Origin of the sequence: Chryseobacterium limigenitum (assembly GCF_900114875.1) — a bacterium.
Taxonomy (GTDB): Bacteria; Bacteroidota; Bacteroidia; order Flavobacteriales; family Weeksellaceae; genus Chryseobacterium; species Chryseobacterium limigenitum.
The window spans coordinates 258,178-282,894 of record NZ_FPKW01000004.1 but is presented as its reverse complement, the minus strand read 5'-3'; the positions used below and the strand labels follow the sequence as shown (position 1 = coordinate 282,894).

The window sequence follows — 24,717 nt, the reverse complement described above, 5'->3', positions numbered from 1 at the left end:
CAATATCCTGATTTAGAAAAAGCGTACAATTTATCTGATGGCCTGAGGAAAATTTACAATCAAAACATTCAAAAATCCGTTGCACTGTTGAAATTGGCACATTGGTTTAAAGAGGTGGAAGAATCAGGATTTAAAGCTTTCTCAGTGCTCAGAAAAACCATAATGAATCATTACAATGAGATTCTCAATTATTTTGAAAGAAGAAGCACGAATGCTTCCGCCGAGTCTTTCAATGCTAAAATAAAAAACTTCAGAGTACAATTAAGAGGCGTGCGGGATAAAGCATTTTTCCTCTTCAGGTTGTCTAAACTTTTTGCCTAGTCCCCAAGTTTTGAGATTGATCCATAGTATCTCTTAAAAAGTATTATCAATGAATTGAAATTTGATGGCATATGAATCGTGACCTATTTTGATTTTTCTTTGATATTAGCGCAAAAACAAAAAAACGCTGTAAACAGTGATGTTTACAGCGTTTTAGCTTATTTTGGTTCCCCAACTGGCGGAATGAGAGGGACTACAATCGAACATTTGATTCCGCTTTTATCATTTATTAGCAAAATTACTTAAAGTTGTATTTGCCAATCGAAGTTGGCAAACAACTTCGATCATTTTTAATCGTGTTGATCATTTACAGATAAACAATAAATTTTATTTTATACTTAGTAAATCTTTGAGATCTATTCGTTCTAATTCGCTTAGTTTTTCTGTCGGACTCACACTTAAACATGATGTTAAGGCAGAAAATAAAAGTGATGCTTCTAAAGATTCTTCAAGCTTAAAGTTAATAGTAGAATATTGTTTGCAGATAGCAAAAATCATTAAAAAGATTTGCTCATCACCTGAGTTTCTTGCAATCATTACAGGAGGAAATTTTGGTCCAGAGGGTAGTATTCAGGCAACCCTGTTTTGCTTTATTGCGACTATTATTCTCTTGTTTCTAAGTCATAAAAAAAGCAGAATCATAAAACCCTTCTGGAAATAATGGGAGATAGTTTTAATTTCAAGAAAGAGAATTTCTGAAATTGTGAAAGTTTTTTAAATACAAAAGCGGCAAAAAGCCGCTTTTGTATTTAAAAAAATCTTTAATTGATTATCTACTTAGATAAGCTTCAGTAGTTCTTCGGCAACTTTTTCAGAAGAAGCAGGATTTTGTCCTGTGATCAATCTTCCGTCCACAATTGCATAAGGACTCCAATCTTCTATTTTACTGTACATGCCACCATTCTTTTTTAACATATCTTCAACTAAGAAAGGAACAACATCCGTCAATTGGACAGCTTCCTCTTCAGTATTTGTAAATCCTGTAACATTTTTACCATTGACCAGATATTCGCCATCTATTTTTACATCCTTCAGAACACCGGGTGCGTGGCAAACGAACGCTATAGGTTTGTCATTAGAATAAAAATCAACAATTAACTGTTGTGAAATCTTATCTTCAGCAAGATCCCATAACGGACCGTGACCTCCGGGATAAAATACAGCATCATAATCTTCGCTTTTGACTTCAGATAATTTGTGTGTACTTTTTAATTTATCCTGTAATACCTCATCATTATCCATTCTTCGTGTTACCTCCGTTTGAGATGAAGTATCTTCACTTTTTGGATCAATTGGTGGAAGACCTCCTTTTGGAGATGCCAGGGTGATCTCAACACCCTTATCAGACAAAGCATAATAGGGAGCTGCTAATTCTTCTGTCCAGAATCCGGTCTTCAAACCGGTGTTACCTAATTCGTCGTGACTCGTAAGTACGAATAAAACTTTTTTGCTCATTTTTAATATTTCTTTAATTGAATACTACAAAGTTGACATTATCTGTCTTTAAAAAACAGGACTTGGCTCACTATTCCTGTGTGATCCAAATCACATTTTTTAGTCTTAGCAGGAGATTATTTTATCTTGTCGTAGATCAGCTTGGTCACGATGGCACCAAAGAGATAATACCCGACTGTCATGATTTTCTTCTGATTGGTTTCCGCAACTGGGGAATCATCAAGACCCATCTTTTGTGGAAGCATAACAGTTCCTAAACCAGCAGCCAATCCAGAAGCAATATTAAAACCGCTCGTTGCTGTCGTAGCATAATAGATACCGTTGCTTAAAACATCTCCGGCCAATGTTACACCATAGAGCTGATCCTGATCAGTGATCTTTAAATCAATTGTTTCCAATGTTTTATTCAACGCTTCCTCTCCTACTTTATTCACTTCAGGAACATTATCAAAGTTTTTTCTGATGATCTCATGGACAAGGTTAAGGGCGATTGCGCCTCCTAAGCCTGCAAGAATTTTCTTATACATATTCTATCTATTTTGGTACTATGCTTAATTGCATAAATTGAGCCATTTTAAAATCACCTTGTCCTATTATTCCATCAAATATTTTATAATTCTTGTCTATTTTATAATGCAGTAATGAATGCAAAAAGACCAAAGAATATACCCGGTGAATTCGCCACGACTATCGGCCAGTCACTATTAGGTTTTTTAATGTAGCCATAGGTCACCCAAAGCGTGCAATTGATCGCAGCAACCAAAGGTTGCAGCCAATCACCCTTATCTCCGTTTAAATTATGAGCAATCTGTGGAATATATGAAAAATACATCGCCATTGCAGTCACTGTTGCTATCCATCCTAATACTTTCATAAACTTTCCATCCATCCTATCTAATTTTTATAATGATATGAAAAATTGAAATTATCATGCCAGTAAGAAAATCAGTGAAAATCTAGCAGTTATTGACCTTGTCTTCTCTCCATTCTGAAAGACGCTTAGACTTGAAATCTTATTACTTATCACACTGTGAAATTTGTGGTAATTTTAGTGATCTAATTGTACAAGACAAAAGGCTCCGTAACTACAAATAAATTCTTATCTAGCGAAATATGTGTACAAACAATTAGTTGGTCTCTAAAGCAGAATTACAACCTATGAAAATAAAAGTTTATTTCCCTTCCAATCCTTTACTTAAAAAATATATTGAGTGTATTTATATACTTACCCATACCGCTGAAGAAGAACCCGCTAAATACATCACCTTCCCCTCTATTTTCACCATTGTATCAAGCAGTGAAAGATCAAGAGCGACCACTCAAGGCAATCAATTGCTCATCGGGCAATGCGATGACAATGAGGTGGAAACCAATTTAGTATCTGATTTCAATAAACCGGTGTACGTGCAATACGAAGGGAAAGCAAACGAAATCACCATCTATTTCAAACCATTGGCCATCAATGCATTTTTGGAGCACGACTTAAACCATTACAACAGCTCCAACTTTTCTGAATTTTCACCTTTTGAAGATTATAGAAAAGCGATGATCGACATTCTTTCTTTGCAAAATGAAACCGAAAAAGTAGAGGCTGTTGAAAACTATTGGTTATCCAAATTAATAGGATTTCAGCACAATTTCCTTGAGACTGTTTTGTCTGAAATGATGGGTGATGAAAATGACGCTTTAACCATTACCGAACTGTGCGAAAAAAATGCTGTTTCGCGTACCACCTTGAACAAACACTTTATCAGACATATCTGCAAAACACCGTCTCAATTCAAAAAGATACTTAGATTTAGAAATGCCGTCAACAAATACACATCAAATACCGCAAGAAATAACTTAACGAATATCGCCTATGGTGTTGATTATTTTGACCAGTCGCATATGATCAGGGAATTCAAATCTGTGACAGGGTTTTCTCCCAAGGTTTTCTTTGAAAAAACGACGGCGCTGGAAAAAAAACAAATTCATTGGCTGTTTTTATAGGCAGGTTTACAATTGTACAATTTTTCCTTTTCGGCTTAAAGTAGTTTTGTCACTTAATAATAAAGAAAAACCCTATGACCATTCGTCAAATCTATTTTATCACAGCTGTTTTCTTCATAGCTCTTTTACAACCTATTGTGCTCCGATCACAAAATTTGAAAAACATCATTGACCCGATAAAGTCTCACTTAAAAATTCTTGAAAAAGAAAATAACCTAAGCGGGGTCGTTCTTATTGCAAAAGATGGCAAACCAATCTATAGAGAAGCCTTTGGTTTTTCCAATTTGCCGGACCGCGTTAAAAATAAACCGGACACGAAGTTCAATTTAGCTTCCATCAACAAGATGTTCACAGCAATCGCTATTATGCAATTGGTAGAATCCGGGAAAATTTCGATTCAGGATAAAGTAGGTCAATATCTCACAGATTATCCAAATAAAACAGTTGCCGACTCGGTGACCATCCATCATTTATTGACGCACACTTCTGGAATGCGCAGTTTTTGGGAGGATTATGACAAGCTTGCAAAAGTAAATTTCAAAACAGTTGCTGATTATCTTCCGTTGTTTGTAGATAAGAAACTAGCCTTTGCGCCAGGTAGTGACTTCTACTACAGCAATTCCGGATATATGGTTTTAGGATTGATTATTGAAAAATTGTCGGGTCAGAATTATTTTGATTACGTAAAAGAACATGTCTATCAACCTGCAAAAATGATTAATACGGATGCTTATGAATTGGATCATGCGATTCCAAATTTGGCGACCGGCTACACCATGTCATTGGAAGAACCTGGACAATGGAAAAATAATATTTACTCAAATTTAGCCAAAGGAACGCCTGCTGGTGGAGGCTATTCAACGGCTGATGATTTGTTGAATTTCGCCAATGCTTTACAAAACAATATTTTATTGAATAAAGAGAGTATTACCCTTTGTACATCAGGCAAAGTGAAGTACACAGAAGGAATGTACGGCTACGGATTTGAAGAAAACAAAATCAACGGGCAACGCATCTTTGGACATACCGGTGGACACGATGGTATTGCTTGCGAACTGATGATCTATCCGGATTTGGGCTATACTGTCGTCATTCTAACCAACGGAGAAGTCGAAAATTATTGGGAAGCGAGTAATCTTATCAAAAAACAATTAGTAGGTTCAGCACCCTCAATTGACAATTTCTTTTATACCAAAAATATAATTAAGGCCATATCCAACAAAGGTTATGAAGCCGGCATTAAGGAAATAGAACAAAATTCAGAGAAATATTCATTAAGAGAAAATCTGATTGAACGATATGGTTGTAAGTTCTTGTTTGAAAAAAAGACGAATCAGGCAATAGATTTATTTAAGTTAAATATTCACCTTTTCCCAAACTCAACCAATGGTTATTATTACATCAGTGAGGCATATAGGTTCTCAGGTCAAAAAAAACAGGCGATTGAATATCTAAAGTTATACATTGAAAAAGAACCGGAAGACCAGAATGCTCAAATAAAATATAAATTGCTGATTAAGTAGCTACTTCTAATAAATAAGTTTTTGTTGATCTTTTATGATAAGCCTTTGTAAACGGAAGCTTTGCCATATTTTTCTGTCAGTTATGGGTTATAGAAAATGTTTTTATAAAAGAAGATACTTTAATTTAAATTTCTAAATTAATCAATCATGCAATGATTTTAAACTTTCTATATATTGAAGTCATCTTGACTTAAAGAAACATTTATTTGTTATTTGAAATAAAAAAAGGGATTCGGAAATTAGTGTCGCTAAACTAAAAAAAATCCTATCCCTTGTACAGAGTACTAAGCAAAGATACAATAGAATTAGAAATCGTGCCTTATATTCCCATTGGAAAACGAGGTTTTAAATCCAAAGTTCCTATTTGCGAGATTATTAACTGCATTTTATATAAACTTAAAACAGGCCTTCAATGGTATCTTTTACCGGTACTAGAATTATTTAGTAAAGAGGCTCTTCATTATAAAACGGTTTTTGGCTATTATCGTCAATGGTGTAAAGCCGGAATATGGAAAGCTTGTTGGAGTGGCATTTTACAAAAGAATAAATCAAAAATTGATTTATCCAGTGGAGATGTAGACGGCAGTCACACACCAGCGTTAAAGGGAGGTGAAGCAGTTGGTTATCAGGGCAGGAAGAAGCGCGAAACAACTAATGCTATATATCTGACGGATAGAAACGGATTACCTTTAGCTATGTCGATACCTGTGTGTGGAAATCACAATGATCTATTTAATATTGAAAAGCATTTTGCAGAAATAACAGATTTCTTACAACAATCCGGTATTTTACTCGACGGACTTTTCCTGAATTTCGATGCAGGATTTGATGCTGAAAACTTACGGTCGAAAGCTTTAGAATTGGGAATAATAGCTAATATTGCTCACAATAAAAGAAACTCAGATGCAGAAAATAACCATTACTTTGATCATCAATTGTACAAAGAGCGGTATGCCATAGAAAGAACTAATGCTTGGCTTGATAGCTTCAGATCAATACTTAACCGATTTGACACCACAGTAACAAGCTGGATAGGATTTAATTATTTAGCTTTTATCGGTATTGCTGTTAGGAAATTAAAAAAAAGAAAGTCGAGATGACTTCATTATTAAATCGTATTAAAACTATTACAATGACTCCTAATATTCATTAATAAATGAAATTATTTATTAATGACCTTTAATAATTTTGGACACCACACTTAGGCAGGTTAGTTTTGATTCTTGCTATTTCATCCTTGTCAAAATTATTGCCCTGAATCTGCAGTTCCCTCAATTTCGTTAGTCCTAGTATAGAGTCGGGAACAAAATCGATCTTCATATTTGCAATCGATAATCTAAATAGATTTGGAAAACGATTAAAAACATCTGGTATTGATACTTTACGATCTTTTATTACAAGCCAGTCCGACTTTTTCTTTGGTTTCCAAAAAGATATATCCAACTCTTCGATCTGTTCCAAATTTTTAATACTGTCAAGCATTTGCCCGAAGAGTTCATACGGTGGTATTTTTTGACCCATAACAGTTTCGGCACTCAGATTGAGCTTCTTCACATTTTTCAAAGATGAAAGGTCAGGAAACATTTTAAGATCAGACAAAGAACAGCTAAAATCTATTTCTTCAAGCTGATTGGCATTTTCATTATTAATCTTAATCTCCGAAAATCTACAATAGGACATTGTTAACTTTTCAACGTTTTTTACATCAAAAATCCATTCAGGGGAGATCTGTGGTTCATTATTTTTAGGATCAAAAACAATTCTCAGGTCTTTGAGAGACTTGATTTTCTTGATGGAATCTGGAACATTGTAAATCGCTTCTTCGCTTACATAAAGTTCTTCTAAGGACTGGAACTGATCAATATTTGCAGGAAGATGACAATGATTGTTTGCACTCAGCTTTTTTAGATTTTTTAATGAAACCAACTCATCTGGAATATAGTAATCTTTTTTACTGGCAAATCCCAACTCCTCAATCTGGGAAATCATATTAAAATCTATTTCCTCATAATCACTTGCTTTATCTATGAAGAGACTTTTTAATTCTTGTGGATTTTCAATTCTTAATTTTTTAAGAGCCATATTTTTTGATTTGAGTTGATGTGAAACAATTAATATTTCTGCATGAGATAATATGAATGGTCAATTTATTTTGACTAACACTAATTTACGAAATTTGAACAATCTGCATAGCTTTCAAGCTTGTAAAACATTTTAATCCAACTAAAAATTTAGTTTTTTCGAGCTCAGCATAAGTTTAGATTTGAAGAAATTTAATATTACTTAAATATCGATAGCTTAATCGAACAGTGATGAGTAATTCCAGCAGTAAATTATCAGATTAAAACTATCTTAAAGAAAATAAAAACTTCAAGATGCGTAAGCTATCACCTTTTAACTTGTACTTTGATCTACTAACAAATTTTTCAGTCTTATTCAGGCAGCTTTGGTGGTGTCAGCCTCTGCATTCTCGTACTTAAGGTTCCAAGAAAAGCCTCTAGCTGTTCTATTTCTTTCACAGTTAGGTTGAGTGGCCTTAGCATTTCAGATTTTTTTGAATGTAAAGTAATTCCTTGATACACAGTGGATTTTTTCTTAGGAGCTTCGGGGCTGCCGTTATTGTAGAAAGTAAGAATATCTCTCAATGGTGTAAATGCTCCATTATGCATCCATGGGCCTGTTCGGGTGACCTCTCTCAATGTCGGAACTCTGAACTTACCTGCATCATCAGGATTTCTGGTTACTAAGTATCTACCCAAATCCTGTTGTTTAGAACCTAAAAGAGCTGTGCCGTCATTTTCAAATTGATTGTTTGAAAAGTAGCCCGAGTTGTGGCAATTGATACACTGAGCTTTTGTTCTGAATAAATGCAGTCCCATCACTTCGTTGTCGCTAAAAAGACTCGACTGGCCATCAATAAATTTATCAAATTTACTTTGAGGACTAACTAAAGTTCTTTCAAAAGTAGCAATTGCTTTCGCAATTTTTTCCTTGGTCACTTTTCCACTGCCAAATGCCTTTTCAAAAAGTATTTCATAGCCTTTTATTTTTGCAATCTTATCTGTAGCAATATCAATGTGCTCATTCATTTCCTTCAAATCTTCAATAGGCATGTGTGATTGCTTTTCAATACTTTCTGCTCTGCCATCCCAAAAGAGAGATGTTGCATAGGCAATATTCATGATAGTCATCGCATTTCGTGAACCCAGCTGTCGGTCATGCCCAAAAGAAAAAGTCTTATTATCCGTCCACGCTAACTCCGGGTCATGGCACGAAGCACAAGCTATCTGGTTTGATCCTGATAATCTTGGGTCATAAAACAAAGTTTTGCCAAGCAATGCTTTTTCTGAAGAATAAGGATTGTCTAAAGGATACTCAATTTTTGGGAGATGACCTATTTCAGAAAAATGAGGAACAGCCTTACTGTCAAGAGTGGGTTTAGGCCATGTAGATGAGTTACCCGAAGAATATATACTTCTTAGTTTATCTATAAACGATTGATCTTTAGACATTTCATTATATACATTCTTTTGCAGACAATTATTGAATACGAAAACAGAAATAACAATAATCAAAATCCAACTCCAAATATTCTTCATTTAAATGATATTTTTCAGCAAAATTAATGATTCTAATGCTTCTTTTTGAATCTATAATGATTAATTTTGTTTAGACTAATTTTAAATAATACTTATGAGAAAGACATTTACCTTATTAGGACTGGTGGGATCTTTAATTTTGTCCGCACAATATCATAGTTTTAATTATGTCGGTGCATTATCTTCGAACGGATGGACATCGCATAGTGGAACATTAGGCCAACAATCAACTTTACAAACAGCATCAGATATTGGTAACAGTTTGAATTATACAGGCATACCTTCTCCTGTTGGAAATAGGGCTTATCTTACATCTACTCAAACTGAAGATGTTAATTTGGCATTTGCGCAACCGGTCTTAACTACAGCTTATATATCATTTCTGATGAAAGTAACAGATGTTGGAACATTGGCTGCTAATACAACCGCAACTGCACCAGGATATTTTATGCATTTTTCTGCATTATTTGGGAATGACTTAGGAAGTACAGGAATCGTGTCCAGATTATCTCTGAGAAAAGGATCTTCACCAAATACTTTTAATATCGGAATACTGAATAATACGGGTGGAACTACGACGGTTAATGATATTTATGGCGGTTCGGCTCCAACTGATTATCAATCAGGGACTACCTATCTGGTTGTATTAAAATACGACATGACGGGAACAAATGGTCAAACCAGCTTATGGATCAATCCTGCAATTGCAGCTGAAGGCACTCCTACGCACACAAGTGCTTTCGGAACCTCTTCAAAACTAACTCAGGTAGCTAGTGTAGCTTTACGACAAGCCAATAATATTGGAAATATTGAGATTGATGAATTAAGACTGGGAAATTCGTGGAATGAAGTAATCAATTCAGGCAGTCTGTCAGCAAATGAATTCTTGAAAAATGATGATCTTCTAATTTCAAATACCTTGGTAGATAATCACTTTAAGTTATTAACGAAAGACGAGGCACAAATTCAGATTTACAGTCTAGCTGGTAACTTGGTTAAAAAAGGAACTTTTAAGACAAATAATATTGTTGATGTTTCAATGTTAGCGAAGGGTGCTTATTTTGTGATCATCAGTAATGGAAAGATTAAATCGACAGTTAAAATTATAAAAAAGTAATTTTAAAGAGATGAACAAAAGCCTGTTATAAGACAACAGGCTTTTTTTACGATTTAGTAACCAGGATTCTGCTGCATATTTGAATTGATATTGATTGTAGCCTGAGGTATAGGTACCACAAACTTATTGTTAGGATAGGAAGGATTGCAATTGGTTGAAATGCAACCATCATTTCTAATAATATTTTTATGGTTTCTGATCAGATCGAAAAAATACTGATTTTCAAATACAAATTCTTTCCTTTTCTCTTCAAGCAAAATATCGATATTCACTGAAGATAATGCTGAAATTCCTGCTCGGTTTCTAATGAGATTAATATCCGACAATGCCTGCTGTGAATTTCCTGACCGTAAAGCAGCTTCTGCTCTTATAAAATAGGCAAGAGACAAACGGTAGATGAGGCTGCCTGTTTGAAGCTTATATTTTTTTGTGAAATAATAAGGTAAATTCGTTGATGTGGCTGTAGTCCCTGTTTTTAAATTCTGTGTCTCCATCAAATTTTTCCTATTGTCACTGGATGTAAACAAATTGTAAACATCCGTAGAAGCATTGTAACTTGATTTAGTCGCTGAACTAACATAATTGTAAACTAATCCAGCAGGAAACTCACCGGTTGAACTATTAGCAATTTCGAATACAGACTCTGAAACAGCCCAATCTGTGGAAACAGCAGAAGCCGGGGTAAGAGTTAGTGTTGTCGTATTAATTAAATCATCAGCATAGCTGTATGCTTTCTGCCAATCATTTTTCCATAAAGCAATTTCAGCTCCAAGCAATTTTACTGCATCAGAATTCATAAAATTCTTTTTTTGTCCTGCGGGTATTGCATGAATCGGTTGAAATAAACTCAACGACTGCTGTATATCATTTTCAAGAAGAACAAATACTTCAGCAGTAGTTTTTCGCTGAGGATAATCAACACCAGCTTTCAGCGGTTGGGTGTTATACACAATTCCAAGATGTGACGCATCTGTGGTGAAGGTATAATTCTGAGCATAATATTTATAGAGCTGAAAATGGGCAAATGCACGTATAGCAAAAGCTTCTGCTTTGATCTCGCTCATTTCTGCAGGCGTTGCATCGGTAAGCTGATTGGTATACTGCAATATCAAATTCGTATTATTGATTATCTGATACATATCAGAATAAAAATAAGAAAGATTGCTTGCGAAGCTTTGATCCTCAAAGTTGTAAATGAGGTTTACAGAAATATCCTGAGCAACAACACCTGAGTTCTGCGGGCTGAATTTTAAATTTCCTGACAGCAGATCTCCGTAAACAAAATTTGCTTCCGAAAAGTAAGTATTCCTTAATTGATAATATGCTCCATTGAGAGATTCCAATACCCCTTGCTTAGTTGAAAGTTGCTCATTTATAGAAATTTTCTCAACAGGTTCTGTTCTCAGAAAATCACTACAAGAAGATAATGTTACTATTGATATGATGAGAAATATTGTTTTTTTCATAATACTCGGATAATTTAAAAATTAGCTTTAAAACCAAAACTGAAAGTTCTCATCTCTGGATAAAGATACCTGAATTCCCTGATGCCGTTTTTGTCTGCAGGAGACTTTTGCTTATACCAATACAAAACATTTGTACAGTCTAAAAAGATGCTTGCGTTTTTAATAAAACTGTTTTTGATATGATCTAATGGTAGCTGATAACTGAAATTGATATTCTGAAGTTTGACATGGGTATTATCATAAATATATTTCGTACTGTTGGCAATTACAGCTTTATTTGTCGGCTTTCTGTTGCTTACAATATCACCAGGGTTCTGCCAATAGTCCAAAGCATTTACACTCATATTCCGATTAAAAAGTATACTGTATTTATCAATCAGTTCACCCTGAGTCAGCACATCACCACCGATTTCAAAATTGATTAAAAATGATAAACTAAATTTTTTGTAATTGAAAGAGTTGCTAAAACCTCCAATCAAATCAGGCTGAGAATTACCAATAATTGAATAATCTGATGCCTTCGGAGTAAATTGATTGGCATCCTTCGCCTCTCCGTTGACCAAATACATATCTTGTCCATTGGAGGGGTTTACACCTAACCATTGATAGCCCCAAATCGCTGAAGTAGATGACCCTATTTTTTGCGCTCTTGCGAGTGCCGCCACCGAGTAATCATCTCCAAGACCAATAAGGTCTGTCACTTTATTTTGAACAGAAGAAATATTAAAATTGCTATTCCATCTGAAATTAGATTTATTAATCCACTTCGCCCTCATCGAAAACTCTATTCCCTGATTATACATTGCACCACCGTTGATCTCTGCCGATGAATATCCACTTTCCAGTGGAATGTCACGAGATACAACCATGTCTGAAAGATTATTTCTAAAAGCTTCTACAGTGAAATCAACTTTGTTAAACAAACTGAAATCCAGACCAATGTTCCATTTCTCATTTTTCTCCCACGAAAGAAGTCGGTTGGGCGGAGAAGAAGAATCAGGATATGAATACGGAAAATCGTAATCGAATCCATTTTGATAAATATTGTACAACCCTGAAGAACGATAGCTGCCAATTCGAGAATTCCCTGTCATTCCATAAGATGTACGTATTCTTAGAAAACTGATAACAGATTGCCTACTCATAAAGTTTTCGTTGGTAATTACCCATGATGTACCCAATCCTCCGTTAAAAGAGGCGTTGGTATCAGGACCGAATGTGGAGCTTTCATCTCTTCTCAAGCTTCCTGAGAAAAAATATTTTTTCTTGTAATCGTAATTGAGCTGTCCAAAAAAGCTTCTGCCACTATTCTTCTGTGTCAAGCTTCTGTATGTCAAAGTATTTAAAGCCAATGAAGGATCTTGATAGGTATCAAATACTACAAAATTTGTCCCGTTATGCACTTCTTTAAAATCCTGATCCTGCCTTATTTCAGCTCCTGCAATTACGTCAATATGGTGCTTTTCGGCAAAGTTTCGTTCATAAGATAAGTTGGTACTCAAATTCCATTTTGAAGCATCTGAGAGCGATACACGGCTTCTACCATTGACCTTATTTGCTATTCCACTTTGGTTTAATCCCGATTTCCAGTCTCTGTTTGTTTTATCTGATATATCAACACCAAATAACGTGTTGATCTTAAAATTTTTAAATAATTCATAATTTACATTCAGGCTTGAAAGTAAAGAATTGTTATCGACATCACTTATGTTTTGGTAAGCTGCTGCCAAAGGATTAGGAATACCAGCATTTCCTGAAAGAGAAAAATTACCACTTGCATCATAAACAGGTCTATCAGGTGCTAAAATGAAATTGAAATACGTATTGGGCTGAAACTTGTATAAGTTGTTGAATGCTGCATATAAATTGACTTTCAGTTTTCCGTAATCAAGACCCAATGTAGCATCAATGCCTTTTTTCTCAAGTGAATTAATGATTTTAGCTTCATTATTTTTAGAGTAATCTATACCAACTCGGTAGTTAAAATGTTTCATCCCTCCACTTACCGAAAAGTTGGTTCTGAAAAAATCACCATTGCTGTTCATTACATCAAACCAATTGACATCAGTACCATTCCATGGATAATTTCCTGTTCCACTTGCTGAGTTATTTTTATTGTAATCGTTAAAAAGTTGAGCATATTGCTGTCCATTTAAATATTTCACTTTATTAATGCTTTGTGAAACTCCGTACTGGCTGGAAATCGAATAAGAGGGTTTTCCTCTTTTTCCTTTTTTTGTAGTAATTAATATTACCCCGTTAGCAGCTTCTGCACCGTAAAGTGAAACTGCCGCCGCGTCTTTCAGAATATTTATAGTCTCAATATTATCGGGATTGAATCTTGCCAAAGGATTTATGTTCATTTCAGCACTGCTTCCTCCATCAAAAAAAGCTTCGTCAAATGGCTGGTCTTCTCTTATTATAATCCCGTCGACAATAATAAGTGGTTGTGTGGATGTTCCTAAAAAACCGTTAAGGGGTACCAATGATCCAAGTCCTCTTATATTAATATTTACAGGCTTTGCCAATTCGCTATTGTTTCCTATCTGCACTCCTGATGCAAGCCCGGCAATCATTTTGTCTAAGCTTTCATAGGGCTGAGCGGTAACTATATCATTTGATGTAAGTGTTACGATTGAACCCACAACTTCCTCTTTGAGCTTTTGAGTTCCGTATGATGAAGTAAGAACAACTTCTTCTATATTTTCTGTTTTGACGGAATCCTTTTTTACCGCTATTTTTTGTGCATCTACATATGAAATTGAACATACCACCAAAGCACTTGCAACATATTTCTTCATTTGAAAGACTTAAGAAACCGTAGGGTCTTCTTTATTTAGAATTAATAAATTTAGCAGCAAAAATAGGTTAAATAATGTTAAAATAAAAATGTTTCTATATGAATCATTGATTGTATAATGAAAGCATTCTTTATAAGATCGTACACCTGATAAGATGATATTACGAAGAAATTAATATGGATTAAAATTTCAACGAAATGCATTTGCATCTTGTGAGGTTTCTGACTTTTCTATGCAGATTACCATTCAGGCAGGCACAAGGAAAACTGCAATCAATTCCGTAAAAACAATTAGAAAGAACATTGATAAAGCTTGAAATCTTTTTGCGGAGGTTTTAGGATCTCCGATCCCGGATACCCAAAAATATTTTTTTACCGCAGTGACAACGGAATATATTTGCTTTAGAAAATCGGATAGCCTCATATACAAACAAGAACTTTGAAATTTGCTTATGGTAGGTTGATGTTACGAAAGCTAAACGGTGTCAAAGCTTTGGTGATTAAGAAATGATCAAAAAGTCGGCGAATAAAGTTATCTTGTTTTTATCAAAAATTCTATTAATGCAATACTGAACACAGCAGAAGGAACAAAAAAGTTATCGATTACACAAATCAAAACCTTCATTCTGACCTCTCGTCAGAAAAGCTTGCTGTTATTGGCTACTACGCACCATTTCAATTTCACAAACTTTTTATGGGAACTGACTGTAAAACTTTACAGGATTTTATTGTAAATCTTGTTAAATATATTGGCTGAAATATGTATTCGGACAGTCTAAATAGTATTAATTAGATTAAAAACCACTATATGAATTAAAATCTATTATAACTAACAAGTAATAAACTTAGAATTAATATGTTATTAAGTTTTTGATAACAATCTAGACTCCAGAGGTTCAGTTTATGAACACTTTTGTATAAGATTTGAATGAACTTAAAGAACTTATGATATTAAAGATTATGACATTATTAAAAAAAAATTTTAGATCCTAAACAAAACTTAAGATTTCCCTATTCACGGTATCAAAATTAGGCTGGGGGACAAATAAGGGACAAAACGTCTCAAACCAATAATAACTATCTCAAAATTAATAAAATATGGAAAACCAGCAAACAAAAATTTGAGTTTTTTCCAGTTTTTTTATTAAATATTTATATAGGACGATATTTGTGCTAATATCTTTTTGAAATATTTACGTTATATTCAAGTATTGTTTAATGATTTTTATTAACGACTTAAAATTCCGCCTAGGTAATAAATTTGGTCTTTTGGTTATTCGATTGAAATCAATTAATATTGTAAGAACATTCTTAATCGACGAAAACCTAAATAATTAATATGATCAATCTGTATAGAAAAACAGCTGTGATAGAAGGTATTTCTTATTTAATTCTGCTCCTAATTGCAATGCCTTTAAAATATTTTTTCAATATTCCAAGTGCTGTCAAATATTTTGGATGGATTCATGGAATTTTATTTCTGGTATTCTTTGTATATCTTATATTAGCATCTTCGAAATATCGATGGAGCTTGATTAGAATAATCATCTACCTTACAGCATCTGTTCTCCCTTTTATTCTTTTTCTGATCGATAAAAGACTCGAAAAAGAATATTCAATAAAAGGAAAATTATAGTAAAAGTCTTTTCCGCCTTGCGACCCCAGAGGTTCAATTTTCGAACACTTTTCTGGAAGATTTGGATAAACTTTCACAGCTATGGAATCTTAAAATGATTTGAAAAAACATACTATTTAATACACTTTAATTATTATTTTCATTTAGGTATTCGCGATATGTAATTTTAATTTTTCAAGATTAATAATCTTAACTATTTTATTACGGAATGATATGATTTTATCATTCTCCAATTCTGAAATTGTTCTATAAACTGTTTCGTAAGTACTACCTATATAGGCGGCTAAATCAGTCTTTGTTAGTTCAATCTTCAAAATATTTTCTTCATCCAATCCAAAATAATTGATAAGGTAAATAAGATTAACTAAGAAGCGCTCCTTTACTGAAAGATGCACTAGGCTGCCCATTTTTTGTTCAGACCATAGCAACTCATTTGCATAAAACATCATAAGCTCATATGCAAAAGTTGAATTGGTTTTAAGTAAAGTCTTAAAAAAATTAAGCTCTATGAAACACAATACAGAATCCTGCATTGCTGTTGCCGAAATAGGAGATAATAAATTTTCAGAGGAAATTGCACGGTGTCCCACAATTTCTCCTTCCTTGGTAAACCTTACAATCATTTCCCTATCGCCCCAATGTTTATGTACTTTTACAAATCCTTTTTGTATAAAAAACACACCAGGCATTTCACTACCTTCATTGATAAATTTCTGTCCTTTTTTTACGTTGATACTATTTCCTTTTATATCGATTGCTTCCCACCATTCTTTTAATATATTTTTACACATAAAACAACTGTGATCACACTCTCCTAATTTTTTTTTCATAATTAAAATAAAGGCTGTGATACAAATGTAAACCAATACCTATTTACTTGCAAAGATTGTTGTCAAAACTTACCTTTTAGCTGTTACAAAGATTTATTACCTGATAAAATACTTATTTAAAATTTCTCCGGATTTTAAATTTTTCAATTCTTGATTGGTATTAAATTTATTTAATCCTCCCAGGCTGGGTATCCATTTTCCGGTTTTTATAAAATCTAAATTTTGCAATAATTCAAAATATTTTCTTCGGATTTGTTTTTCATTAAGTCCTGTATATAATGCAACCTTTAATTCTTGCTGCTTGGCTATTGAGATTAATTCAAGTAACTTTTGGTCATGCCACTCTCCTCCCATAAAAAGGATGCACGTTATTACTTTCTGATACTTTACAAGCAGACTATGAAAGAGGTCTGGAGTAAGATCTGTTCCGTTTTGTGGATTCCAAAGATGCTCCGAATGACAGCCATCACAAGCTAACTGGCAACCTGTGATGGTAAAACAAAGTGAAATTTCATTAGGAATTTCCTGTAATACGATATCGTAAGAATCATACTTCAACATTACCGTAATATCTTATTTTCTCTTCTTTTTGACGGTCTTTTGAAAAGTTTGTAATTTTCTTTAAATAGCCAATCACTCGAGTAGCATGATCGATATCAGATGAGTTACAATCTGTACAATAATGTACGGTTTGCTTATTAACAAAACCACATACGTTACAAACTGTAACTTTAATATTAAAACAGAAATAATTACAGCCTGTATGAGCCGCAACATCTAATAATTTTCTGAATCCTTCCTGGCTCGGATATTCTTCTAAATTACAATGATATGCAGAGCCGCCATCAAGATATTGAATATAGTCTTTGCCATGAAGGAAAAACTTATCTATCAGATTTTGACTTTTGTCTTCAACTATATAAAAATAAGAGTTGTAGCAGTCTCTTGGTACATATAACCAATCATTTTTATCCCATTTTGCATTTTTTACACCAAGATTTTCTGCCGGAACAAATTCTGTGTTAAACATAAAACCATAAATTTCTTTTGCTTTTTTATTTTTATGGTATATCAATTTAAGATTTTCATTGACGAATTTTTTATAATTGTCATTATTAGAGATTTCAATTCTCAGAAACTCCGCGGCCTCAACCATTCCATTAATACCAATGGTTAAAAATTGTTTATCTAATGATATAAATCCTGCATCATAAACAGGAAGCATTCCTGCATCTTTATAATCCTGTACAATACTTCGGAAAGCCACCTGATATTTATGTACTTTATCAATCACATTTTCAAGAGAAATTCCTTTCTGAACCAACCGATTCATATTAATTGTAATTACATTGATACTTCCTGTAGAAACACCACCCGCACCCAAAGAATAACTGAATGTATGGTCAGAAATTTCGTTTCTCAATCTACAGCAACTCGCTAATGAATCTGCATTATCCGATTGATAGATAAAAAATGAATTGCCCTCGCTTAATTCTTTGGAGCAGAAATTGGCAAAAGAATCATCATCTACTTTCTTATTCTTTGTAAGCATTGCAACGGTAATCACTGGGAAAGTTAAAATGGCTTTTGAACGTTCTTTGTTGAACCATTGCATAAAAAATTGCTGCAAATTATCTAATGAAGAATAATTTGGTTTGCTTCCATCGGGGAAAACAAATGTTCCAAACATAGATTCAAAATATGAGCTATCATATAAAGAAATATTCCAAAAAACCGACTGATATCCCCTAGCTGCCGCTGGTTGATTAATTGCATATACAACGTGCTGTAATTCACTTTCAATAACTTGTTGATGCTCTATAATATAATCATCGCCAAAATCTTTTCTAGCAAAATAATCGAAGTACAACAAAAATTCTACGGTAGCAACAGCACCGGCAAATTGTGATGATACTGAAAATAAGAAATTAACAAAAGAACCGCAAAAACTAGCTAAATGCTTAGGGGCTTTAGATTCTCCTCCCAGTTTTGTTAATCCATCCAGAAGTAATGGATACATAGAAACACTCACGCAATATGGTTTTAAGCTGGTTTCATCGTGTACATAAATCTCATGATCATTCAATTGTCTGATGTATTCAACTGCCAGATTATCACCAAAAAGGTCTTTAATTTTATTTGAAATAAGTTTTCTGTTAACTTGAATATTAATATCCTTATTCAGTTCCGCTTCCATAGTTGCAATATTTTTATTGGAAACATTGGCATTTGAATCGAATAAGGCTCCGCTCGCAGCATTTGAAGATAATAAGTAGTTTTCTATAAAGTTACATTTTACTTCTAACTGTTCATCTGTTAATCGGGTGAATTTATTTTTCATAATTAAAATTTAAATAATATATTAAGGTATTTTACTATTTTATTAATCGAAATTTATTTTAAGATTTTAATTTTACTCTGCTATTAAAATCAATTTAAAAGATTATAATCTAGGGCTACTTTTTTTAGAATAATATGTATAATAAGCTTTATCAATTGATAAATTATTATGTACATACCAAGCAATAAACCCAATCCAAATATTCCAAATAAAATATGTAAATGCTTATTGCCATCATAAAATTGACTAAACAGGATATTTTCTGAAAAATAAATCCATTTTAAGCGTTCAACTCCCATAACCAATAAGGTTATAAAAAAGCAGATAAAAGACAAATTGAAAATCTTCGTTCCTATTACTATGTATCTTTTGGTATTGTTTGATATTGCTTTGATCTTATCTAGTATGAAGCATATTGATGAAAGCAAAATTGTTGTATTTATTCCTATTATTGTTCCCATAGAATGGGCAACTGTAATATGCGTTCCATGGGTGAAAAGATTTAAAGCCGGTATCGACAAAAGAATCGCAAGAAAAAGATTAATAAAAATCCACAGCTCAGAAAGCATCATGAAAGAATAGGAGGATGAATAAAAAATTTTCTTCTCGTTCGACAGGTTTTTCTTCCAAAGATATATGATTCGTAAAAGTATTATCCATTCTGTCATACTTACAAGATAAGCTGCATATCTTATCCAGCCAGGATTAGGAACAGCATACACATGATGTGCCCAGTTAAACATTACATTAATTAACCCAAGAAAGAAAAAGAAAAAAGCGGTTTTTGAACGGCTGTAAAAGTCGTTTTCGCTGCTTTTTTCCATTATATACATGGATGACCCGTATACCAACATATTCCAGGCTCCTACATAAGCGCCTCCCGACTTCCACTGCATTGTTAAATTCTGTATATAATTTTCTCTGAAATAGGGTAAAATCCAAAGATGAGCCTCGGTAAAATGAAAAATCATTAGTAAAATTCCGGTTCCCCACATCCAATAATAGACCGGCCACTGAGAAAAATTTCGCCACATCACACGGAAATAATAGAGTCCAAATAAAAGCCAGCCCAACAGTATGGGAATGTAGAACCAATGCGGAAACTCCAGATATTCTTTTCCTTCAAACTTCTTAAAAAGATAGCTTATGACAATCAATATTCCCGTGATAAAGAAAATCCAAAACTGCCATTTCATTATTACAGGATTCACTTTATCATTTTGTATATACCAAAAAATACCGCCCATTGCAGCCATAAAAATCCATGACAATGCAAAAAGTGTATGCAGAGGCCTTAGAACGGTGAATGGAAGATTTTCTTTAATAAAATCTGGGATAACATATTGAACACCCGATAAAAGCCCAACCAACAGGCAAAGTGCAAGACTCAACAATCCAACGAGTATATAATATAATGGATATGTGCTATTTTTCATTATTTTCTTTTTTTTGATATTGAACCCAACCTGTATATTTTATCTGTGCATTTCTGTTTGGGTAATAGCCTGTTCTGTCAACTTCTTTTAAGAATTGAAGAATATACTCCTGCTCATCTGATGAAAAATTGAATTTGGGCATAGATTTCACACCACTTATCATCATCACTTTTAAGTATTCTGCACTTTTTTGGGGATGCGAAGAAACGTTTGTTAAATCCGGCCCCATGTACCCGCCTAATCCGTATAGTTGATGACAGGCGTTGCAATTATTCTGCAGCCACAGATTTTCTCCTTTTAAAGCATTAGAGGACAATTTAATATACCCAAAGTTGGTTTTTTCTGTGTAGATTTCTTTACTATACAATACGTAGATTACTACCAAAATAAAAAATACACTCACGTAATATTTATGCATGCTGTACTTTTTATTGAATTTTTGAACCAAAAGCAGTCATACGTCCTTCTAAATAAGAAAAATGACATACATGATATTGCCAATTTCTATTTGTGATTGAGCTGATTAATTTTGCCCCGAATTTTAAAACATTGTCAAACTCATTATGCTTCTTTTTTAATAAAGCTCTAGAAGAGTTTACATTTTTTACTTGGTCATTGACATTGAGAATAATTTCAATTTCTGTTACACTTTTCATAATGATTTGAATATGATTCTATTATATAAATCTACAAAGGATGGTACGATGAGTATTTAAAATTTAGTGCTCTATCTGAATCGCAAGAGCAATATGATTTATGACACAAAAATAGAAAAAAAAAGTATAATAAGATAAAAATGTCTTATTTATAATATCTTTGTATCAGAATCAATTTTTCTTTTAAACTGGTACAAAATGGATACAAATTTATCTTCCGCCCACAAAATGTTATTTCTAAATACATTGGCATTTACCATCTGTTTTTCTTGCTGGACTTTGAATGGTGTTTTAGTTACCTATTTAGTAGATAATAATATTTTTAATTGGTCTGTAGTAGAAACAGGCTGGCTTTTAGGTATACCAATTCTCACGGGCTCAATTATGAGATTGCCATTAGGAATTCTTACAGATAAATATGGCGGAAAACCTGTTTTCTCCATCTTACTTCTTTTGTGCAGCATTCCACTTTTCCTACTTTACTTTGTAGATTCCTATTGGATGTATTTTCTGCTAAGCGCACTTTTCGGAATGGTGGGAACTGGCTTTGCAGTGGGAATCGCATTTACATCAGCTTGGTATCCTAAAGAATGGCAGGGTCGTGCTTTAGGAATTTTTGGAATGGGTAATGCAGGAGCTGCACTTACCACGTTTTTCGCACCAACTCTACTTAATTATTTTTCAGAAAACAACCCAGAAAATGGATGGAGATTACTCCCAATCATCTACGGAATCACTTTGGTTATCATTGGTTTGATTTTTTTATTTTTTGTACAGAATAAAAAAGCAGCTATTCAAAATAAATCTATCCGAGAACTTCTTGCTCCACTTTCTAAGGTTAGAGTTTGGAGATTTGGACTGTATTATTTCCTTGTCTTTGGTCTGTTTGTCGCCTTTTCTCAATGGTTAATGCCATATTATGTGAGCGTTTACAAAACATCATTGGTTTTGGGTGGACTTTTAGCCTCAGCTTTTAGTTTGCCAAGTGGTGTTATCAGAGCGTTTGGTGGCTATTTGTCTGATAAATTCGGGGCGAGAAAAGTAATGTACTGGGTTTTATATTCATCTTTAGTATTAAGCGGATTACTCATGCTTCCAAAAATGGAAATATTAACGCCGGGAAAAGGCATCACTGCTAAGAAAGCCGGAATAGTTACAGCAATAGAAAAAGAAAAAATTATCCTTAATACAGGTAAATTTAAAATTAATTCAAAACCCGAAATTCCACAACAGACCTCGGTGTTACCTGAATCTTTTTCGTGGCAGGAAGTATTAGTAAAACAAAACGAGCAGGTTCAGAAAAAGCAACTTTTAGCTCAAGGTGTTACCTTAATCAAATTTGAAGCACATATTTGGGTTTTCTCAATTCTTGTCATTCTCATAGGGATTATGTGGGGAATTGGAAAAGCCGCAGTTTATAAACACATCCCTGAATATTTCCCGAATGAAGTGGGAGTAGTTGGCGGAATGGTAGGTTTAATAGGTGGGCTTGGCGGTTTCATAGGTCCTATATTATTTGGATATCTGCTCGATTTCTCAGGATTATGGACGAGTTCATGGATTTTCGTCTTCATTGTTTCCGCTATTTCTCTGTTTTGGATGAATACTATTATTAAAAAAATGATGCACAACGAAGCTCCTCATCTCAAAGATAAAATTGAGCATGAGAACAACAACAAAGACTAAACTTTAAAAGAATAAACAATTAAAAATATGAACAATTCACATTGGTTAACCGACTACGACCCATCAAACGAAGAATTTTGGAACAAGAAAGGAAAAAAAATTGCCTGGAAAACACTGACAATAACGACGGCTGCACTTACTTTTTCTTTTGCTACATGGTTTCTTTACAGCGTTGTCGTCATCAAACTTCCCCATATCGGATTCAAATTTACCGATGACCAACTTTTCTGGATGGCAGCAATGCCCGGTCTTGCAGGCGGACTCCTGAGAATTGTAAATACTTTTTTAATTCCGATTTATGGAACGAGGAAAATCATTTCCATCAGTTCATTAATTAAAATCATTCCCTTACTAATGCTTGGTTTTGCAGTGATGAATCCTCAAACTTCTTTCACCTATTTTATGATTATCGGATTTCTACTCGGAATTGGAGGTGGAGATTTCTCTTCATTTATGCCTTCAACATCCCTTTTTTTTCCTAAAAAATCAGCGGGAACTGCACTCGGAATCCAAGCTGGCGTAGGAAACTTCGGAGTAAGTTTGGTGCAGCTTCTTTCTCCATTGATTATGAGTTTAACAATCTTTTCATTTTTAGGTGGTGGACAAATAATCGCCGAGACCGGAAAAACCATTTATCTGGAGAATATTGCATTCATTTATGTTATTCCATTATTGATAATCGGTATCTGGGCATGGTTTTCTCTAAAAAGTATTCCTGTAAAAGCTTCATTTAAAGAACAATTAGATATTTTCAAAGACAGACATACTTTGTACTGTACGATGACCTATATTATGACGTTTGGTATTTTTGCAGGCTTTTCAGCAGCTTTTCCGTTAATGATAAAAAATCTATATCTTCCCTTAGATAAAAATGTGGACCCTTTGCAATATGCTTTTTACGGTCCGCTTATTGGCTCAGCATCAAGAATAATTTTCGGAAAAGTTGCCGATAAAATTGGAGGTGCTCTTCTCACTCATATTACAGGAATTTCTTTAATAATCTTACTTACAAGATTAATTCTTGGTGGCTATTTAACTCCTACTTCACCGGATCAATTTCAAGGATTTTTACTGATTGTTTTAGCCATTTTCTTCTTTACCGGTGTTGGAAATGCGGCCACCTTCAAACAATTTCCTACCATCTTTGCCAAATCACCAAGAAAAGCGGCAGGTGTAATTGGTTTCACATCAGCAATTGCGGCGTTTGGACCATTCGTGTTTAATGTTTTGATTACTCAATCCCGAGCAATTTCCGGAGATGCGCGATTATTTTTCTGGTTTTTAGTTTTCGGATGCGTAATGGCTACTGGTGTGAATTGGTATTTCTACACGAGAAAAGGCTGTGAAAGACCTTGCTAAGTTCTGCTACTAATTTGTTTAATAAAAAAGTAATGAAAAAAATAACGATTATTCTACTCTTGCTTTCAATATTCCTAAATATAGGTTTGATCTATAAATTCTTTTACGAGGGTGAGAAAGTAATTTTAGCAAAAGACGGAAGATCCGAAATAAAGATGACTGGAGAAAACCGTGAGTTTGTGATGACAGAAATGCGTGGCTTTTTGGAAAGTGTTCAGAAAATCAACGAAGGAATTGCCAAAAACAATCCCGAAATAATTACAAAAGTCGGTCAGCAATCAGGAACCTGCAAAGTAGATGTTGTTCCTCAAGGATTGGTTAGATCTCTACCGTATGAATTTAAACAAATGGGATTTCAGACCCATGAGCTTTTTGATGCGATATCGAAAATAGCAAAAAAAAATTATGACCGTCAGCAAACTCAAGAGAAACTCAATCAACTGTTGAACAATTGTGTTGCATGTCATAAAACTTATAAAATTTCTGTTGAAAAATAATTT

General features: G+C 33.8%; 23 protein-coding genes. 9 read left to right on the top strand and 14 right to left on the bottom strand.

The genetic code is table 11. The annotated features are described in order from the left end of the window. The coding region (locus BT156_RS07920; RefSeq protein WP_072408885.1) for a transposase at positions 1-321 on the top strand (321 nt) is incomplete at its 5' end. A gap of 327 nt (positions 322-648) precedes the next feature. On the opposite strand, the gene BT156_RS21870 is transcribed toward BT156_RS07920, so the two are convergent. The 4 genes from BT156_RS21870 to BT156_RS07900 form a co-directional block, all read right to left on the bottom strand. Further along, positions 649-858 (bottom strand): hypothetical protein, encoded by a 210-nt coding sequence (locus tag BT156_RS21870; protein WP_139255437.1) that lies wholly within the window; start codon positions 856-858, stop codon positions 649-651. Between the two features lie 240 nt (positions 859-1,098). Continuing rightward, a complete protein-coding gene (locus tag BT156_RS07910) occupies positions 1,099-1,776 on the bottom strand; it encodes a type 1 glutamine amidotransferase domain-containing protein (RefSeq protein ID WP_072408881.1) in 678 nt (225 codons plus the stop codon). A 116-nt stretch (positions 1,777-1,892) separates the two neighbouring features. Then, positions 1,893-2,303 carry a hypothetical protein gene (locus BT156_RS07905; RefSeq protein ID WP_072408879.1) on the bottom strand — a complete coding sequence of 137 codons (411 nt, stop codon included), beginning with the start codon at positions 2,301-2,303 and terminating at the stop codon, positions 1,893-1,895. Positions 2,304-2,404: 101 nt separating this feature from the next. Further along, on the bottom strand, positions 2,405-2,665 hold the full coding sequence (locus BT156_RS07900; RefSeq protein WP_072408877.1) for a SemiSWEET family transporter: 261 nt from the start codon (positions 2,663-2,665) through the stop codon (positions 2,405-2,407). Between the two features lie 269 nt (positions 2,666-2,934). Between BT156_RS07900 and BT156_RS07895 the strand changes: the two genes are divergently transcribed. From BT156_RS07895 to BT156_RS07885, 3 genes are all read left to right on the top strand, one after another. Next, on the top strand, positions 2,935-3,768 hold the full coding sequence (locus BT156_RS07895) for a helix-turn-helix domain-containing protein (RefSeq protein ID WP_072408875.1): 834 nt from the start codon (positions 2,935-2,937) through the stop codon (positions 3,766-3,768). Positions 3,769-3,923: 155 nt separating this feature from the next. After that, the gene (locus BT156_RS07890; RefSeq protein ID WP_170857281.1) at positions 3,924-5,291 is read left to right on the top strand and encodes a serine hydrolase domain-containing protein; all 1,368 of its coding nucleotides are present in this window, start codon (positions 3,924-3,926) and stop codon (positions 5,289-5,291) included. Positions 5,292-5,563: 272 nt separating this feature from the next. Next, complete coding sequence (locus BT156_RS07885; protein ID WP_072408871.1) at positions 5,564-6,391, top strand: IS5 family transposase; 828 nt, start codon at positions 5,564-5,566, stop codon at positions 6,389-6,391. 79 nt (positions 6,392-6,470) lie between these two features. Here the strand turns inward: BT156_RS07885 and BT156_RS07880 are convergent, their stop codons facing one another. After that, positions 6,471-7,373, bottom strand: coding sequence for a leucine-rich repeat domain-containing protein (locus BT156_RS07880; RefSeq protein ID WP_072408870.1), 903 nt, complete (start codon positions 7,371-7,373; stop codon positions 6,471-6,473). A gap of 350 nt (positions 7,374-7,723) precedes the next feature. Further along, on the bottom strand, positions 7,724-8,890 hold the full coding sequence (locus BT156_RS07875) for a cytochrome-c peroxidase (RefSeq protein ID WP_072408868.1): 1,167 nt from the start codon (positions 8,888-8,890) through the stop codon (positions 7,724-7,726). A gap of 94 nt (positions 8,891-8,984) precedes the next feature. On the opposite strand from BT156_RS07875, the gene BT156_RS07870 reads away from it, so the two are divergent. Next, positions 8,985-10,007: a T9SS type A sorting domain-containing protein gene (locus BT156_RS07870; protein ID WP_072408866.1), complete on the top strand. Its 1,023-nt coding sequence runs from the start codon at positions 8,985-8,987 to the stop codon at positions 10,005-10,007. Positions 10,008-10,060: 53 nt separating this feature from the next. Here BT156_RS07870 and BT156_RS07865 read toward each other — a convergent pair whose 3' ends face one another. Together BT156_RS07865 and BT156_RS07860 are read right to left on the bottom strand one after the other, a co-directional pair. Then, positions 10,061-11,473, bottom strand: coding sequence for a RagB/SusD family nutrient uptake outer membrane protein (locus BT156_RS07865; protein WP_072408864.1), 1,413 nt, complete (start codon positions 11,471-11,473; stop codon positions 10,061-10,063). Positions 11,474-11,487: 14 nt separating this feature from the next. Next, complete coding sequence (locus BT156_RS07860) at positions 11,488-14,274, bottom strand: SusC/RagA family TonB-linked outer membrane protein (protein WP_072408862.1); 2,787 nt, start codon at positions 14,272-14,274, stop codon at positions 11,488-11,490. Between the two features lie 1,338 nt (positions 14,275-15,612). Between BT156_RS07860 and BT156_RS07855 the strand changes: the two genes are divergently transcribed. Next, on the top strand, positions 15,613-15,909 hold the full coding sequence (locus BT156_RS07855) for a DUF3817 domain-containing protein (protein ID WP_072408860.1): 297 nt from the start codon (positions 15,613-15,615) through the stop codon (positions 15,907-15,909). Positions 15,910-16,052: 143 nt separating this feature from the next. On the opposite strand, the gene BT156_RS07850 is transcribed toward BT156_RS07855, so the two are convergent. From BT156_RS07850 to BT156_RS07825, 6 genes are all read right to left on the bottom strand, one after another. Further along, entirely contained in the window at positions 16,053-16,739 is a 687-nt protein-coding gene (locus BT156_RS07850) for a Crp/Fnr family transcriptional regulator (protein ID WP_072408859.1), read from the bottom strand. A 96-nt stretch (positions 16,740-16,835) separates the two neighbouring features. Continuing rightward, entirely contained in the window at positions 16,836-17,300 is a 465-nt protein-coding gene (nrdG, locus tag BT156_RS07845; RefSeq protein WP_072408857.1) for an anaerobic ribonucleoside-triphosphate reductase activating protein, read from the bottom strand. Further along, positions 17,287-19,080, bottom strand: coding sequence for an anaerobic ribonucleoside-triphosphate reductase (gene nrdD / locus BT156_RS07840; RefSeq protein ID WP_072408855.1), 1,794 nt, complete (start codon positions 19,078-19,080; stop codon positions 17,287-17,289). The genes nrdG and nrdD overlap by 14 nt, the downstream gene beginning before the upstream one ends. 89 nt (positions 19,081-19,169) lie before the next feature. After that, positions 19,170-20,516, bottom strand: coding sequence for a cbb3-type cytochrome c oxidase subunit I (locus tag BT156_RS07835; RefSeq protein ID WP_072408853.1), 1,347 nt, complete (start codon positions 20,514-20,516; stop codon positions 19,170-19,172). Continuing rightward, positions 20,506-20,934: a c-type cytochrome gene (locus BT156_RS07830; RefSeq protein WP_139255436.1), complete on the bottom strand. Its 429-nt coding sequence runs from the start codon at positions 20,932-20,934 to the stop codon at positions 20,506-20,508. Before BT156_RS07830 ends, BT156_RS07835 begins: the two co-directional genes overlap by 11 nt. Positions 20,935-20,944: 10 nt before the next feature. Then, entirely contained in the window at positions 20,945-21,172 is a 228-nt protein-coding gene (locus BT156_RS07825) for a hypothetical protein (RefSeq protein ID WP_072408849.1), read from the bottom strand. Positions 21,173-21,370: 198 nt separating this feature from the next. Here BT156_RS07825 and BT156_RS07820 point away from each other — a divergent pair, with 198 nt between their 5' ends. Genes BT156_RS07820 through BT156_RS07810 form a run of 3 tightly spaced genes read left to right on the top strand, consistent with a single transcriptional unit; the run spans position 21,371 to position 24,714 of the window. After that, complete coding sequence (locus tag BT156_RS07820) at positions 21,371-22,858, top strand: MFS transporter (protein WP_083582317.1); 1,488 nt, start codon at positions 21,371-21,373, stop codon at positions 22,856-22,858. A gap of 27 nt (positions 22,859-22,885) precedes the next feature. Beyond that, on the top strand, positions 22,886-24,217 hold the full coding sequence (locus BT156_RS07815; protein WP_072408847.1) for an MFS transporter: 1,332 nt from the start codon (positions 22,886-22,888) through the stop codon (positions 24,215-24,217). Between the two features lie 32 nt (positions 24,218-24,249). Next, positions 24,250-24,714 carry a hypothetical protein gene (locus tag BT156_RS07810; RefSeq protein ID WP_072408845.1) on the top strand — a complete coding sequence of 155 codons (465 nt, stop codon included), beginning with the start codon at positions 24,250-24,252 and terminating at the stop codon, positions 24,712-24,714. The last annotated feature ends 3 nt before the right edge of the window (positions 24,715-24,717 follow it).

Excerpts from the sequence above, each read along its gene's own strand:
- BT156_RS07850 (WP_072408859.1), bottom strand. The coding sequence starts at position 16,739 with ATGAAAAAAAAATTAGGAGAGTGTGATCACAGTTGTTTTATGTGTAAA.
- BT156_RS07810 (WP_072408845.1), top strand. The coding sequence starts at position 24,250 with ATGAAAAAAATAACGATTATTCTACTCTTGCTTTCAATATTCCTAAAT.
- BT156_RS07895 (WP_072408875.1), top strand. The coding sequence starts at position 2,935 with ATGAAAATAAAAGTTTATTTCCCTTCCAATCCTTTACTTAAAAAATAT.
- BT156_RS07880 (WP_072408870.1), bottom strand. The coding sequence starts at position 7,373 with ATGGCTCTTAAAAAATTAAGAATTGAAAATCCACAAGAATTAAAAAGT.
- BT156_RS07900 (WP_072408877.1), bottom strand. The coding sequence starts at position 2,665 with ATGGATGGAAAGTTTATGAAAGTATTAGGATGGATAGCAACAGTGACT.
- BT156_RS07910 (WP_072408881.1), bottom strand. The coding sequence starts at position 1,776 with ATGAGCAAAAAAGTTTTATTCGTACTTACGAGTCACGACGAATTAGGT.
- BT156_RS07820 (WP_083582317.1), top strand. The coding sequence starts at position 21,371 with ATGGATACAAATTTATCTTCCGCCCACAAAATGTTATTTCTAAATACA.
- BT156_RS07855 (WP_072408860.1), top strand. The coding sequence starts at position 15,613 with ATGATCAATCTGTATAGAAAAACAGCTGTGATAGAAGGTATTTCTTAT.
- BT156_RS07875 (WP_072408868.1), bottom strand. The coding sequence starts at position 8,890 with ATGAAGAATATTTGGAGTTGGATTTTGATTATTGTTATTTCTGTTTTC.
- BT156_RS07865 (WP_072408864.1), bottom strand. The coding sequence starts at position 11,473 with ATGAAAAAAACAATATTTCTCATCATATCAATAGTAACATTATCTTCT.
- nrdD (WP_072408855.1), bottom strand. The coding sequence starts at position 19,080 with ATGAAAAATAAATTCACCCGATTAACAGATGAACAGTTAGAAGTAAAA.
- BT156_RS07825 (WP_072408849.1), bottom strand. The coding sequence starts at position 21,172 with ATGAAAAGTGTAACAGAAATTGAAATTATTCTCAATGTCAATGACCAA.
- BT156_RS07905 (WP_072408879.1), bottom strand. The coding sequence starts at position 2,303 with ATGTATAAGAAAATTCTTGCAGGCTTAGGAGGCGCAATCGCCCTTAAC.
- BT156_RS07815 (WP_072408847.1), top strand. The coding sequence starts at position 22,886 with ATGAACAATTCACATTGGTTAACCGACTACGACCCATCAAACGAAGAA.
- nrdG (WP_072408857.1), bottom strand. The coding sequence starts at position 17,300 with ATGTTGAAGTATGATTCTTACGATATCGTATTACAGGAAATTCCTAAT.
- BT156_RS07830 (WP_139255436.1), bottom strand. The coding sequence starts at position 20,934 with ATGCATAAATATTACGTGAGTGTATTTTTTATTTTGGTAGTAATCTAC.
- BT156_RS21870 (WP_139255437.1), bottom strand. The coding sequence starts at position 858 with ATGATTGCAAGAAACTCAGGTGATGAGCAAATCTTTTTAATGATTTTT.
- BT156_RS07860 (WP_072408862.1), bottom strand. The coding sequence starts at position 14,274 with ATGAAGAAATATGTTGCAAGTGCTTTGGTGGTATGTTCAATTTCATAT.
- BT156_RS07870 (WP_072408866.1), top strand. The coding sequence starts at position 8,985 with ATGAGAAAGACATTTACCTTATTAGGACTGGTGGGATCTTTAATTTTG.
- BT156_RS07835 (WP_072408853.1), bottom strand. The coding sequence starts at position 20,516 with ATGAAAAATAGCACATATCCATTATATTATATACTCGTTGGATTGTTG.